Source organism: Dyadobacter jiangsuensis (assembly GCF_003014695.1).
Taxonomy (GTDB): domain Bacteria; phylum Bacteroidota; class Bacteroidia; order Cytophagales; family Spirosomataceae; genus Dyadobacter; species Dyadobacter jiangsuensis.
The window spans coordinates 66368-81236 of the sequence record NZ_PYAS01000023.1; the positions used below are offsets into that span (position 1 = coordinate 66368).

The 14869-nt window shown below is 45.9% G+C and carries 12 protein-coding genes; 4 read left to right on the top strand and 8 right to left on the bottom strand.

Going from position 1 to position 14869, the window contains the following annotated elements:
• Positions 1-134: 134 nt before the first annotated feature.
• The 3 genes from CLV60_RS35100 to CLV60_RS31425 all read right to left on the bottom strand — a co-directional run bounded on the left by CLV60_RS35100 (position 135) and on the right by CLV60_RS31425 (position 3297).
• Positions 135-314, bottom strand: coding sequence for a response regulator (locus CLV60_RS35100; protein WP_106599364.1), 180 nt, complete (start codon positions 312-314; stop codon positions 135-137).
• A gap of 18 nt (positions 315-332) precedes the next feature.
• A complete protein-coding gene (locus tag CLV60_RS31420) occupies positions 333-611 on the bottom strand; it encodes a DUF4242 domain-containing protein (protein ID WP_106599365.1) in 279 nt (92 codons plus the stop codon).
• 94 nt (positions 612-705) lie between these two features.
• Positions 706-3297 carry a helix-turn-helix transcriptional regulator gene (locus CLV60_RS31425; protein ID WP_106599366.1) on the bottom strand — a complete coding sequence of 864 codons (2592 nt, stop codon included), beginning with the start codon at positions 3295-3297 and terminating at the stop codon, positions 706-708.
• Between the two features lie 159 nt (positions 3298-3456).
• Here CLV60_RS31425 and CLV60_RS31430 point away from each other — a divergent pair, with 159 nt between their 5' ends.
• Positions 3457-3990 carry a hypothetical protein gene (locus CLV60_RS31430; protein WP_146151630.1) on the top strand — a complete coding sequence of 178 codons (534 nt, stop codon included), beginning with the start codon at positions 3457-3459 and terminating at the stop codon, positions 3988-3990.
• A 148-nt stretch (positions 3991-4138) separates the two neighbouring features.
• Positions 4139-5560, top strand: coding sequence for a sialate O-acetylesterase (locus CLV60_RS31435; RefSeq protein WP_106599368.1), 1422 nt, complete (start codon positions 4139-4141; stop codon positions 5558-5560).
• A gap of 63 nt (positions 5561-5623) precedes the next feature.
• Here CLV60_RS31435 and CLV60_RS31440 read toward each other — a convergent pair whose 3' ends face one another.
• The 3 genes from CLV60_RS31440 to CLV60_RS35105 form a co-directional block, all read right to left on the bottom strand.
• Complete coding sequence (locus CLV60_RS31440) at positions 5624-8809, bottom strand: sensor histidine kinase (RefSeq protein WP_106599369.1); 3186 nt, start codon at positions 8807-8809, stop codon at positions 5624-5626.
• A 113-nt stretch (positions 8810-8922) separates the two neighbouring features.
• Positions 8923-10074, bottom strand: a complete 1152-nt coding sequence (locus tag CLV60_RS31445) for a hypothetical protein (protein WP_106599370.1) — start codon at positions 10072-10074, stop codon at positions 8923-8925.
• A gap of 13 nt (positions 10075-10087) precedes the next feature.
• Positions 10088-10480 (bottom strand): WxcM-like domain-containing protein, encoded by a 393-nt coding sequence (locus CLV60_RS35105; protein WP_106599371.1) that lies wholly within the window; start codon positions 10478-10480, stop codon positions 10088-10090.
• Between the two features lie 745 nt (positions 10481-11225).
• Here CLV60_RS35105 and CLV60_RS31455 point away from each other — a divergent pair.
• A complete protein-coding gene (locus tag CLV60_RS31455) occupies positions 11226-12722 on the top strand; it encodes a capsule assembly Wzi family protein (protein WP_106599372.1) in 1497 nt (498 codons plus the stop codon).
• Between the two features lie 31 nt (positions 12723-12753).
• Here CLV60_RS31455 and CLV60_RS31460 read toward each other — a convergent pair whose 3' ends face one another.
• A complete protein-coding gene (locus tag CLV60_RS31460) occupies positions 12754-13440 on the bottom strand; it encodes a response regulator transcription factor (protein WP_106599373.1) in 687 nt (228 codons plus the stop codon).
• A 264-nt stretch (positions 13441-13704) separates the two neighbouring features.
• Between CLV60_RS31460 and CLV60_RS31465 the strand changes: the two genes are divergently transcribed.
• Complete coding sequence (locus CLV60_RS31465) at positions 13705-14319, top strand: response regulator transcription factor (protein WP_106599374.1); 615 nt, start codon at positions 13705-13707, stop codon at positions 14317-14319.
• Between the two features lie 190 nt (positions 14320-14509).
• Here the strand turns inward: CLV60_RS31465 and CLV60_RS31470 are convergent.
• Positions 14510-14869: T9SS type A sorting domain-containing protein (locus tag CLV60_RS31470; protein ID WP_146151631.1), on the bottom strand; the 360-nt coding region annotated here is incomplete at its 5' end.

The following is a 14869-nucleotide window of genomic DNA, read 5'->3' on the forward strand; positions in this document are numbered from 1 at the left end:
TATATTGGAAATTAGGGTGAAACTGACTAACTGATTTCAGTTTGGACAGACCATGTCATTTTGGTGTGAATTGACTAGTTTTTGTCTCTTTTAATCGATGAGTTATACTAAAGTCCAAAAAGTTGGATTGATGGTCAATCTGACACGGATTGAGGTGGTCTGTGGTACCGTATTTTCCACTTACATACGGCATGTCCATCCATTAATGGCATTGCTATGTCCACAATGAGCGCGTCTGGTTCCAATTTTTCTGCTGACGCAATTCCGTCCTTATCGGAATAACAAAGGAACACTTCATATCCCAGATGCCGCATTGTTTTGCCCACAAGGTCTTACGGAACAGACGAGGTGGTTGGGTCAATAATCGTCTTTACTTCTGCGATAAAATTGACTGGAAAATTGCCTATACGTGCGTGTTCCCGCACGACCTGCTCTGATTCGGCAATATGGATGCAGTACAGTTTGTTGTCAGTTACAAAAGACTGAATCCAATGGTAAGGTGCGCCAAGTTCGCTGACGACCTGGCAGGATGCTTGCGAGATGTTTTGCAGCTGTTGGATGGAGAGGTTTCCCAGTCCTTCAATGTCGCGTTCAATAAGAAATTTTTTCATATGGCGATCTGATTGATGTAAGATGGCCACAAAGCTACCCGCTGCGCCATTGTGCCACACCGGTAATATTCCCTATCTTACAAGGCGTGGTTACCTATTTTAGCAATCCGAGCCGGATGCCTTCCTGCACCGCTTTGGCCCGTGAGTCGACCTCGAGTTTAGATAGGAGGGAGGATATATGGTGGTCCACCGTCTTGGTAGAAATGCTTAATCTGGCTGCAATTTCTTTATTTCTCAGGCCACCTTGCAGGAGTTGCAAAACGTCAATCTCACGAAGCGTCAGGTTGGCGCTATTAGCTCCTGTTGTTTTTCTGATGCCTCGCGGGATGCGTTTTATTCCTTCGGCGCGCATAACGGATTTGAGCTTTTCACAACTTGCAGTTGCTCCCAACTTTTGCAACGATCTGATTGACTCTGATTTGTCATGCTCGTTGCCCTCGAAACGAATCAGTGCTTCTTCATAGGGACAACCCGTAAAATTCAGGAGTTGCGCATCGTGGTTAGCCGGGGAAAAATTTTTAGACAGGTAACTTACGTAAATGCGGCTGAAATCAATGCTGAGATTCGTGTATTTCGTCAACCAAAATGAGAAATCATTGATCTCGTACATGGTTCCCATCTTTTCTGTCATATCAATGATTTCCAGGATTTCAGCTTCTTGGAGAATGCTTTCCCCTGTAAGCCATTCGTATTCCAGCAAGGCGGTAATAGCAGGGATGATTCTTTGCAATTCCCCGGTTTGCAGTGCCTTTACTTTGGCCTGGATCAGTATGGGCAAGGCGCCTGACTCAGCCCTTCTCATTTTAATAGTCCCGATGATTACCATGGGCCCGATTGTCACTACCGCCGGTTGCTCTTCATTAGCCACCAGCTCTGTCGCAATCTGGTAGGCGGAGTCCCAGGTGCCTATTTCCATGCACATTCTGGCTTTCAGGGAAAGCATGTAGGCCGTCCAGGAGTCCAGATCGCGCTTTTCGCAGTATGAGAGTCCTTCCTGCAAGACACTTTCAGCCCTTGTGAAATCTTTTAAGCGGATCAAGCTGGCGCTCAGGTTCGTATATGCACGGGCGGCGTGCTCATGAAAAGAGCCTTCCAGCGCAATCTGCAGGCTTTGTTGTAGAATACCCATACCCACCGCACCGAGTTCGGGCATCTCCATTTGCACCGTACCAACGTTGTTAAGGGCATGCGAAAGCGTCTCCGGGTCGTTAAGTTGTTTGGCGATCGCAATTGCCCGCTGCCCCCATAGCATGCATTCATCGGGTTCGTGCGAGAGCATTTTTAATTGAGAAATATTACTGTAAACCTGGCCTTTGACAATAGAATCCGGCTGCCTATCGACAATCTCCACAGCCCGATAGCCGTATTTTTCGGCTTCTAAGCGGTTTCCTTCAAACCACCAGAGGCGCGAAAGAAATCGCAGGCAATTCGCCAGGGGCTCCGGGTTGTTCTGCTTCTCGAAAACCGCCAGAAGTATTTCCTGATGCAAAATAGCTTCCTTGGGCTGGTTGGTCAGGTAACATTCATATGAATAAGATTGGTGCAGGTAGTTCAAAAAGGACTGATCAGTACCCTTGTAGTATGTAATCCCGGTGCAAAACAGCTTCGCCGCGTCAAGGTGGGCTCCGACGCTGATAGCCTGCTTCGCAGCCTTTGGGATGTATTCGAGCATCAGATCATAATCCCTGGCCAGCTCTGCATGGTGAATGATACGCTGTGTTTCAGGGTTTGGCTCTTCCAGCAATAAGTTAAGAATGCTTTTATTGGCGGTAATTTGGGCAAAAGGGGAAATGGATGATTCGATAGTCCGCCGGTAAAGCTCATGTTTGAAAAATAGCTTGTCATCTCTGAGCAAGACGATCCTGGATTCGATCGATTTTTCGATGTAGGCGGCGTAGTCCGGGACGAGTTTTTCCAGATAATCAAGTTCCAGTCCCGTGGGTGCAACCGATAGCAATTCCCATATGTACCTGGTCTTTTCATCCTGCCGGTGGAATACCGAAAGGATGGAGTCTTTGATATTTTCGGGAATACCAAAGCTATAATTGGCAAGTATTTCAGTAACATAGAATGGATTACCGCCTGAAATTGTAAAAACGTCTTCGCCTCTGTAACCTTTTTCGGATGCCAGCCGCGAGACCGCCTGCATGGAAAGTGGGCTGAGTTCCAACCTGGTGAAGGTGCCCGTTATTAATTGGCCCAGTAAGCTACGGAGCGGGTGACGGCTATGGATTTCGTCGCTGCGGTAGGTGAGCACGAGCAGAAAACGCAAATCGGCGATGCGCCTGCACAAGAACTTGATAAAATCCAGTGTTGCTTCATCTGCCCAATGGATGTCTTCAAAAACCAGAATGGTCGGCCAGACCAGTTTTTTTAGTTCGCTAAGAAAACGGACGAAGAGCTCGTTGCGATGGCCGTCAGCCGCCAGCGCTAACAAATCGCCGTTGTGCCACTGCCACAAAACATCATACAAAGGTGCAAGCGGCCTGGGCGTAAAGAGGGCATCGCAAGTACCTTTAAATATATTGCTGTCTTTTCTGCGGTTGTCGCAGAACGCTTTCACCAGCGAGCTCTTTCCAATACCGGCTTCGCCGCTGACGAGCATGCAATGCCCATCGCCACTAATGGATTCTTCAAACTGATGATTTAACGCTGATAAAAAATCCGACCTTTCTACTAATTCCATGGCGGTCAAAATAACTGGTGTTCTTATTGTTAAGCGGTTGACTAGGAAAGAAAATAGGGGATGATTAATGTAAAATGGGGGAAAACTCCGATATCGGCACGCTGCCGTCTGACTTGTTTTGCCCTGGTAAAAATTAATTCATCCTAAAAAATAAAATCGATGCGAACTACCGGGAATTTCAACAACTGCGAACGTCTATTCAAAAACATCCTCCACTGCTTGCTCGCCTGTATGATGGGCTTTGGCCTAGTTTCCTGCAACGAAGAAGACCACCAACAGCAACTGCCGGATGTGGTCGAGCAGGAACTGGATCGAGTGCGCCAATCGGTAACCGTATACCGGGATTTGAAAAAGGCAATTACTGCGGGTTATGACCACGAAGTTACCGGATACAGGTCTCAGATGGGTTACCATTACCTAAATGCTGCTCTGCTTGACGATAAATTCGAATTGCAAAAGCCGGAAATCTTGATTTACGCGCCTTTTGAAGGGGATTCCATGAAACTGGTAGCGGTGGAATACGCCACGCCCATTGCCGACATTAAAAACCCGCCGGCCGTGCCGGAAGGTTTTACCGGTAAGCTGGACGAATGGGAAATCAACACCGAGTTTAATTTATGGACCCTGCATGCCTGGGTAGAATTGGAAAATTCCCATGGAATATTTGCTCCGCACAACCCTAAACTGCCCTGAACGGAATTTATTCTAGTATCTGCTCGAACACCGGCTATTATTTTTTTCTCATTTCCTATCTACATTTGATACATCCGTATAACCATAGGCGTTTGCCCAAATCTTCGCGGATTTGGGCATTGCCATTGAACCTGTATCTTCAAATCATATGAAGTGTTATTCAGTATTGCTATTACTGCTGGGAATATGCTTTTCCTCGTATGACCCGGCGCAGGCAAAAGTATATCCCAAGGGAAGTCAAACCAGCAAGGCAGCCCCTGCGGCGAAGAAAAAGGCGGCTCCCTTGATAAAACGAGCGATTATAGTCGCAGGGCAAAGTAACACTTGCTCGGGGGCGGGGGATGTGATACTCCCCCCTGATTTTGCCCAAAGGAGAATGTCCCAGCTAGGGCGGAGTAATGAAAACTTCAATGAAATCCCGCTTACATTTTATGGCGTTCATCACATCACCACGTATACGGATCGGGCGTCATTTGCGTCCATGTTCTGCTACTATTATTATGACCTTTTAAAAACCCAGAATCCCGGCGCGGATATTCAATTGCTCCTTATTCCTGCAGGGGCCGGTGGTTCGGGTTGGAGTGACTCGCAGTATCCGTACAATTCATGGAGAACAGACACAAACTATTTCAGGGATGTGGTTACCCGTATCAAATGGGCAAAAAATGCCGGGTATCAGATTGATGGTTTTTTATGGCATCAGGGAGAAGCGGACGCAGCGGCGGGTACCCACTATTACCAACAGATCTTGTGCAACTTCATACAATCCATGCGCGAGCACGTAGGTAATCCTGCTTTGCCTTTCGTGCTGGGACAGATGATGCCTGCCTGGGTGGCGGAGGATCCCGCCAGAGCTGGATACCAATCCGTCATTAATGGCATTCCTAACCTGGTGCCCTATACCTACACAGTGCCGGCAAACAACCTGAGCTCTAACTATGGGGACCTGATACATTTTTCGGCTGCGGCTCAGTATGAGCTGGGGAAACGCTATTACGATGGTTTTTTGTCGGCTCTGAATAATTCCAGCCCTTCCGGTTATATGGTGCCACCAAGTGGTCAGAGCCTGTTGCTTAACCACAACGTGGCTGGCGGCTTGTTCAATAATGTGCTGGACGCGATAGGTCAAAATGACGACAACCCGTCTCATAATGTTCATTCAAGACTGGGCGAGATATGGAAGTTCAAAAACAGTGATGGCTACTATCATTTCAAATTGGTGGTGGTTGCGGGAGGAAGCTTGACTAACACATATTTTGAATGGAAGCAGCGGTACAGCCCATTTGCAATGAGCGATGCTTTTGTAGAGGAAAGGGCAGATAAGAAGATTCTTGGTAACACCCTGGGGATAGACACTACTATTAACTCGCAGGGATTTGCCTCATTGGTATATTATTCGACCAGATCCGGGGGGCCGACGACCACACTTTTTCACGGGGACATCCGATACCGCAATGCAAGCTGGTGGCTTTCTGTGGGGGCAATCCAACACTTTCAGAGCCATCTGCCCATTAAAGATGACGGGCAGAACTCGGTTACGCATATCAGGCTGTATGCCATAAAAGAGTGATATTGCTAAGCCTGGGTGGCACAGATGAGGCCTGGTTCGAAGGCCTCATCTGTGCAGGTAAGGTCAGGCCTTGAATCTGAGGCGAAAGCTTACCATATCAGTTTGGGAAACGCTCACCTGCACCTGGATCATAGCCGCAACTTCCTTAACAATTAATAGTCCGAGCTCATCGACCCTTCCTTTTGGACCTATCGGATCCGTACTAACTACTACTTCCCGATCGTTGATGAAATCCACTTTTTCTTGCGGCAGACCAGTTCCCGTGTTAGAAATGATTAGTTCCTTTCCATCCACGTAATCGTGAAAACTGAAACTAATCGTGCCCTGGTAGGTATACTTAGACGCATTGTCAAGCAGGTTATGAACGATGATCGCTAAAAGTTGCTCGTCGGAATCTACAAAAATGCCCTCGGCAACGTCATTGATAATTGTGTTGTTCTTGGCGAGTGCTACTTTTTCAAAAAGCGCAATCTTTTCCTGAATCAGCGCATGAATATTAAGGGGCTTAATTTGAATTTGTTTACCATACATCTGCATTTTGACATAATTAAGCAAGTCGCGAAGCAACGTTGCGGTCCGCTCCGATATGGAAGATACGATCGTTGCTGCCTTCGGAACCTGGTCATACCTGCCATCTTTGCAAAGGTCAATAATGTCTGCGGACACATAGGTGGCATAATTCAAAGGTGTCTGAATGTCATGTGTGATCGACGCCAGAAGACGAGACATCAGATGCACCTGGCCGGTAAGTTCTATTTTCGAGGCTTCCAGCTCGGTCATCGTATTTCGAAGTGAGTTTGTTCGGGTAGCCACAAGCGTCTCTAGTTGCGTGTTTTTTGCTTGGATTGCCCTCAGCTTGAACCGGTTGAACATCAGCCCGGCAACGACCAAGAGACCCGAGATTGCAGTTGCAAATATTATGAGAACCCAATTCGTCAAATACCAAACCTGGGGCACGAAAAAATGGGCTCGTTTATAAACATAGCCATCCGCGGACAGGCTGCTGCGCTTGCGAACGACGAGTTCGTATTCACCTGCATGGATGCTCGAATAATGGATCACCATTTCATTGCCGATTTCATTCCAGTTTGGGCTTGTCTGATTGTTTCCTTTTTCAACCAGCGCATAAGAAACATCCAGGTTGCTAACGTTTCCAAAAAATGGGGTTGAAAAATGAAACTCGACATTCTGCGGGTTGATGGGTAACGAATATCCCCCATGGGTCTGTTTAAGTGGGATTTGGTTTACCAATACCTGATCAAGCTTAATAGCGGATTGGTCGTTGTACTTGCGTATTTGTTCCGGCTTAAACCAGACAAAGCCCTCCATCGATGGGAGTGAAACATACCCATTGCCGAGTCTCAGGCCGCACGGCTGGCAACTTCCATTGAACTCGTTGTTGGCAAAACCCTCATCGAGTGCATGATGGATAAAGAAGGGTGGCTTGGGGGTAGTTTGGGGTGAGGTTGATATTACATTGGCGTAGTCGAGCAATTCTTTCTCGGATACTTGAAAAAGTCCTCTGTTGGTAGGTATCCACAAAGAGCCAGCTTCGTCATCGACAGCGCAGTGCGCCGATGCCAGGAACTGGTTTTTGTCTAACGGGAAGGTGGCAAGTTTACTTTCGTTGACCAAAAGCATTAGCCCCTTGCCCTTGGCTGTAAGCCACAAGCGATTCTGCCCTGACCGGCGGATGCTTTTGATGTTGGTACTGTCTGTGCCTGGCAGTATCGTGCCGCTTCCGGAAGTGGTGCCTACCTTATAAAGGCCGGCCTTCGTGCCGACCAATAGCGAGCCGTCCTGAGCAGTTTCCATGCAAGTGATATTCGAGGGAAGTTTGAATTTAAGCTGTTTAGGAGCAATTTCGAGCTGTTCAGGGTCCAGCAGGAAAATATCTTTGGAGACTCCTACCCAAATTTTCCCACTCTTGCCCTGGCAGACAGAAGAAATATGTTGTTCAAATTCCCACGTCTTTTCAAGCGTTTCTGCGCTCTTTGAAAACAGAAGCAGTTTTTTCCAGCTTCTGATCCAGAGCTTCCCATCTTTGCTCCTAAATATCACCCACTTGTCCGCAGGGTTTAGCTCAGCCAGCATAGAAAAGTTTTGATCTATTATCTGGCCGGAGCGGGCGTCTTTTCCGAGTATGTTTCCCGTTGGAGTCAATACCGTGTTTTCCCCCAAAGCAACTTGTGCGTAAAAAACATTCGAGATCTCGGTGCCCTCGGTTTTTACAACTTCAAACTGAGGTACATGGATAACAAAAAGGCCCTTTGCCAGGCTTCCTGCGAGTAGTTTTCCGTTAATTGCATCGTAGTATGCTGCCGTTATGCCGTTGGCGTGAAAATCAAAACCTTTCGCCAGAAGCCTGGCGTAAACCATGCCATTACCGTACCGTTCGAGCACGTATGTCGCATTAGCCTGATGCAAAAAAGCCTGCTCCGAGTTGGGGTTCCACAGCAGTTTCATTTCTGCCGTCAGGTCGTTGTAGGAAGGATCATTAATAATGTCGCCAATTATTCGAAGATCCTGTACCCTACCATTGACAACCTGGGAGACGGTATTACGATCTTTCACCCAGCACAGGTTTCCCTCCCTGACAAAAGCTTTTGAAACGACCACGTTATTAACTGAAATTTCATAGTTTTTTTTCCAACCTCGGTAGTATATCACGCTGTTTTTGTTGAAAACATAGTAATTCCCGTCTCGGCTGGCGGCAGGTAATCCATGAGGACGCTCATCATCGGGAAAACCAGATATATTCGGTATCCCTTTGATCCAGTTTACTCCTTTCATCGATTGAAGCTGGGCCGGGGTCAGAGCTTGCTTATAATTGTATGCGTTATCGTCCTTTTCAGCGTTCCCATCCTTGATCTGAATCAGGTCGCCGGCATTCGTCTCTGCATACATTTTCGACGCGCGACCATTGGCTAAAATGCCTTTGTCTTGATACACAGGCTGTATACCAAGAATCCCGTCTACGCTCGTATTCAGCTTCCCACTCAGTGAGACAAAGTTTCGTCCATCGAAACGGACCAAGCCCGCTTCTGTTGCAAGCCATACATAACCTTCTTTGTCGGCAGCGATGCTTTTGATACTGTTTTGAGGCAGGCCGTTTTCCGAGGTGTAATGGTTGACTTTCAAGGCGACCTGAGCGTGAGCGGGCCCGACCTGCATCACCACTGCAAGTGAAACAAAAATGGGCAGCCAGTAACCGGGTTTTATCAACCTTAAAAAGTAGAGTTTAATCATGGGGGGGCTGTTTTGGTATCAGCCGGCAAATTTAACAGATGAAACTATTTGAAATTGAATATGCCGGACGGGCAGCGGTAAAACCGGCGTCGGATGTGTCCTGGGTCGGATTTTTAGTGATTCTCGGTCTTTGCTGATGAAACGACGATCTGACTATCGGAAGTAAGGTTGATCGCAGCCAGAATACGCTCCCGCTTTTCGAGTTGAATTTCTTTTTTGGAAATCCAATCTGCCAATTGCCCAAGTGCAGAACAAGGTTGTGAAAATCCACAGTGTTGCGATGCTTCATTGAGATCGGCAAGCTTTTCGGTGGCGTTTTTATTGGTGATAACCAGTGCCGTAAAGTAATATAGTGTAGCGAGAAATTTTTGCTCCGTGCTGGTGTACTGTGAGCCGATGCAAACGTTGTAAGCTCTTCGAAGATCATTGTAGCGTCCCCGATACAGATACAGTTCACAGTTCCTGGTTTGATAAAGCCCTTTTTCGTGGTCCGGACTACTTGTAATTAATAATTTGTTTTCATTTTGCTCTTTCCGGTACTTGTGGCTCTGCCTGTATAGCTCACTAAGCCTGTCGTGGATATTGACGTATTCGGTAAGGTCCGATCCGTATTTGGTTGCCAAAATCTTGTATTTTGTGATAGCCCTATCTTTCTGACCGGATTTTGCGAGGCTATCCAAAAAGTCGATCTGCCGCAGGATTTTAATGTCGGGCTGGGGGAGGTTTTGGTAGGATTTTGCTGCTGTAACCTTGATTTTTTCAAGTACTGAATTATTATAATAAGTAAAATCCGAACTAGTGCTTAGAATTGCGTTTTTATGCTGCTTAGCAGGTGTCTTGTAAGTTAGCTGCACGCGTGAAAGATCCGGTTGGGTGTATTCAAATACGATACGGAACAAGTTGTTCTTGTAAGGAAGCACCTGAAAGGAGCTTCCGCCCAATTGTCCGGTCCTGATATTGGAGATAAAATCAAATTCAATTTTGTCTGTCTGCACGCCATTTAAGCTGAATCGTTTGCTAGGCCTAATGGTAATTGAACAACTCTTGCATTTATTATTTACAGATAGGGCGAAATCAGGCTTTGTGAAACTGGCAGGCCTGGAAGCTATAATGTTGGTGTGAAGTGTTTCATTCAATAAATGGATTGTTGTCTGGCAGGGGTTATGATTGAACAGCGAGTCAAGACTAACCACCTGACCGTGCACTTGAATGGAAATAAAGTTTATCAGGTAGATAGTTATTTGTTGCAACTTGCTGATTTTCATGAGTCGTTGTTGGTTATTGATAGGCTATTAAAAGCAACAGGCAATCATCAGAAATGGAATGTATCTGATGGTCATCAGAAGGGTTTAGTATAAGGCAGTCCGATGGTCTGGTGAGTGCAAAACTCTGGTGGAAATCCCCACTTTCTGTTATTACAAGACAGTTGCCCATCAGGCAAATGAGCGCCTTCCAATTTTGACATTTTTCTTGTGCCCGAATAGTTTCCTGAGATAGGCATGAAACCCTTATAATGCTGCCAGGTATAAGTTTTTCGAATACTGTTAATACACCGGCGTCGGAGCGAAAGGTGTTAAGCGCTATAAGTTTGGCCATATCATGATGCCGTTGTCTGCCTAATAATCGTGAACGAAATCTAATTGGCCTCTGCCATTTTTTTATAGCTAGCATGATATGTTTAGCTAATGTAGATTTACAAACATAAAATTATCCGAATAAAAAAAGCATAGATTAGTTACGTGGCTATGTAGATTTATCCCTACAATAATCGATTTTTTAAGCGAACTTCTGTTTTTTCAAACGTTCCAACTTGATTTGATTTGCCAGGATTTATTGGATAGGATGAAATTTGTTAGACATACTTTTATATTGTTACGTAGTATATATTCTTAAAAATGGTCAAAATCCTACGTGTAAATAGACGATTTGCGACGTATGGCAGTCTGATAAGATCTATATTTTATCCGAAAGGTGAGTATTTTTTGTTCTAAACATTGGTGGTGAATTATTCGATTTACTCCCGATTTTAATAAACCAGTTTTATTGTTTAGACTTACATAAATTTAGGAAATGTTGACGCTGTGAAAAGTAGACACCAATGGCGTGTGGAAGGCGAGAATATTCTACTTTAAAATGAAATTAGTTTATAATGATTTGCTTGAATGAATTGTATTTTTGATCCAATGCATACATGATTTTGGACGAACGGATAATGCGATTCCAGCGATATTTTTCTTGACCCACAGCGCATAGATTTTGCCTGTTTTAGACTGGGGATTAAATCTATTTATGTGCATTCGCTCCATGAAAGGAGCGGTTGCCTGGCGTATTTACACCGTTCTTGTCTTGACAACTTACTTAACTAACCCAATTGGTTTGTGTGTTCCAACATGATCGCATGACCTGATGATTCTTTATGAGAAACCTGTCCCCGCTTAAACTAATCCTTTCCGTATTTGTTTCACTTCTATCGATTACTTGCCTGGGCTATAACTTGCAGCAACAAAGCTCCTTGCACACGGATTCGGCCATGGTTAGCTACCAGTTAACAGCATTGGCAAGCTCAGGCAATCGCACCCCGTTTTGGATACAGACAAATCAGTTCGGAACTGTTTCGGCGGTTGGCAGCGGATTAGGTGCGAGACTGAGCCTGGATTATTTCCACAGGAAACCTCATAGTGCGAAATTTCGATGGGCCGCGGGGGCGGAAGTAGTAGCGAATGTGGGCTCGCAGTCCAAGGTATTAGTCCCACAAGTATATGTGGGAATTCAAACCGGGAACTGGGAACTTGTAGCCGGCCGGAGAAGGCAATGGATAGGTTTGGCAGATTCTACATTGGGTACGGGTTCGTACGTATGGTCGACAAATACCATGCCCATCCCAAAGATCCAGTTTGGCACCAGCAGATTTGTTTCGGTGCCTCTGACAGGCAGATGGCTGTATTTTCATGGTTTTTACTCAGAGGGCCTTTTTGAAAGCAGCCGACCCATTACAAGCCGGCTTAAACTCCATCAAAAAATGGCCTACTTCCGGATCGGCCGGGATCATTCCAGGGTTAAACTGCTGGCAGGCTTCAATCATCAGGTACAGTGGGGAGGCAGAAGTTCCCATGAGACAATAGACGGCCGAATGCCCAATGGGATAAAGAACTATTTCAGGATTGTTTCAGGGAAGCCCGGGGATGCTAGTAGCACACCCAATTCGTTCGATGATGGAAATCGGGTTGGAAATCATTTGGGGACGATTGATCTGGGTTTAGAGTTGGAGGGTTACACCTACTCATTGTTTGTGTATCGTCAGAATATCTATGAAGACGGCACGTTGTATGCGCTTAGAAACATCAAAGACGGCTTAAATGGATTCCGTTTCAGGCGGAAGAACTCCTATGGGGCCAACTTTGAGATCAGCGAGTTCGTACTCGAATTCCTCTACACGAAAAGCCAGGGAGGACCTGATTATGACTACGAGGAGCAAATTATTCACCGCGGTTCACTAGGTAGGGATGACTATTTCAACAATGCGCAAGTCCGGGATGGATGGTCATACTATGGAAGAACGATCGGAACGCCATTTATTACGCCAACCGCAGAAACCATTTGGGCACAGCCTCAGTATGCGGATTTCTTTACGAGCAATAACCGGGTGTCGGTCTATCACCTGGGAGTGCGAGGGAAGCTCTTTCGAAGAGTGGAATGGGCAGGCAAATATTCGTATTCGAGTAATTGGGGCACTTACAATGCGCCTTTCAAGTCTTCTGTGAGGCAATTTTCAGCGGTCCTGAACTTGCAGACGCGTGTCAGCATTGCCGGTCCGACAGATATCGGAGCCAGTTTTGGTCTGGATACCGGGAAGTTGTTTCCTCAGACGTTTGGCGCGATGCTGACAGTCAGAAAGCAGATGAGTATCTATTGAGTTTTGTAAAAATTTATGTTCTATGAGTTGTTTATGCTTTTTTTGGAACTTCAATATTGAGTAGTTCGGGATTTTCTTTTTCGATTTTCCTGTAGAGCTGGATCACGTTGGTCACACCAAACTTCTCGAATATGCTAAGTTTATGTGTGCTGACCGTGCTCCATTTGATACCCAGCTGCCCCGCTATTTCTTTTGTCCACTTGCCTTGCAGAAGTAATCTTATGATTTCGGCCTCCCGTGGTGTAATCGCCGCCGCCTCCTTGTGTTTGTTAGGGTGACTGATAGACTTGAGGTAGTTGTGCGCCAGGTAGCTTTGCGTTTGTGAGCTCATGTACTTTTCTCCGTTCAAAACCATCCGCATTGCTCTTGCGATCGCGTTGAAGGGTGCTGACTTTGAAAGAAAGCCGTCAGCACCCGCGCTTAAGTATTTCACAGAAAAATCTTCTTCGTTCATCGCGCTATGCACTAGAATTCGAACAGGGGCGTAGACATTTCTTAGGCTTTCAATCATCTTGGGGCTATTCCCTCCCGGAACGTCGATGTCCAATACAACTAAGTCAATCGAGCTTTTAGCAACTATACCGAGCCCCTGGTCAAATGATGATGCGGAAAATAGCGAGGCCTCAGGGATGCTTTCTCTAACAATAGCTGTTAGGGCCCACAAAACAATTTCGTGGTCATCGATCAACAGAATTTTTGTCTGCTCGTCTTCCTGCATGATAAGGATACTTTTGTGGCGAAGTAGCTACAAAAATAAAAAACTTGATGAAAAAACATGCTGGCAATAATTCGAGATTTCGATAGAATTCATTTACCTCTTCGCTTGGCATTCGAGCGGCACCAGTGTGCGGGAATCCAGTTACTTTTGCAATAAATGACGAAATGTCTTGCTTGAGCAGGAGCGCTCAATATTCACGTATACTGTTTATCGTTAGGCTGGCGAAAAACCGGTTCGATTATTCTAAGAGATGAATTTCCAGATATGAAAAGAATTCTAATCATCGATGGGCAGTATTTGTTCCGACTTAGCTTGCAAACGGTCCTCAGAGAGCTGGACACGGAATGTGAAATCGTCGAGGCAGAAAGTATCGGCTCAGCGTTAGAGCTGCTCAGAGCGGAGATTTTTGACTTGGTTGTACTGGATATCGAGATCAAAAATCATACGGGTATAAGAATGATAGAGTTTGTTAGTCGCATCTCTATATTGGCCAGCGTCATCATATTCACCTCGGCGCACGAACATGTGCACGCCGAACGCTATCTGCTCGAGGGAGCCAAGGGCTTTATTCAAAAGTCGGCGAAACGGGAGGAGGTGGTCGGGGCGATGTCTGCTGTATTAAATGGCAGAAACTACGTGAGCAATAATGTACACAAGCTACTGCTTAATGGGCGCCCTGTCTACAATGTGCGTGAACCCCGACTCTCAGACCGTGAAAGAGAAGTGATGCAGTTGATACTTCAAGGTAAATTAACGAAGGAAATTGCCGGGATACTGCAGATCCAGGGCAATACAGTGAGCACTTATAAAGCAAACATATTTCGCAAGATGGGAGTTAGCAACGTTTTGGACCTGGCCAAGAAGGTTAGCGTCGATTGAATAATTGAGAGGATAGTTTACTTAGTGATGTGAATTCAGGCACGCCCGCGAAGATTTTCGCGGGCGGCTTTTTTACCTAAGCTACGCGAACTATTGGTTATTCGAGCCATCAACACAAAACAGCCCGGCAGATTTCTGCCGGGCTGTCGGTTTTAGTGTAATAGGAAAGGCATTGATTATCAACTAAAACTTATCTTGCAATAACTAGCTTTTGTGTGTTTAGTGCTCCATTCCGGTCAGTGATTTTAAGCACATAGTTTCCTGCTATCAGCTTTCTCACGTCGATCCCGTCCGGTGAAACAGCGGCAGATTGATATACAGTAGCTCCGTTCAGATTAACGATTTCCACTTTTTGAATCGAGTCTGCATCGTCGAGTTTGACGTAATCAGTAGCTGGATTGGGGTAAAGAAAAACGCCTTTGCCTTCGATAGAGATCGTGCGGATTACACTGTATGCGAAAGTGTTGTCTTGGTCCACCATCTTCAAGCGGTAAAGACTTCTTCCTGTGAGAGGGCTCTGGTCGGTGAATGAGTACTTTCTGATAGTTGT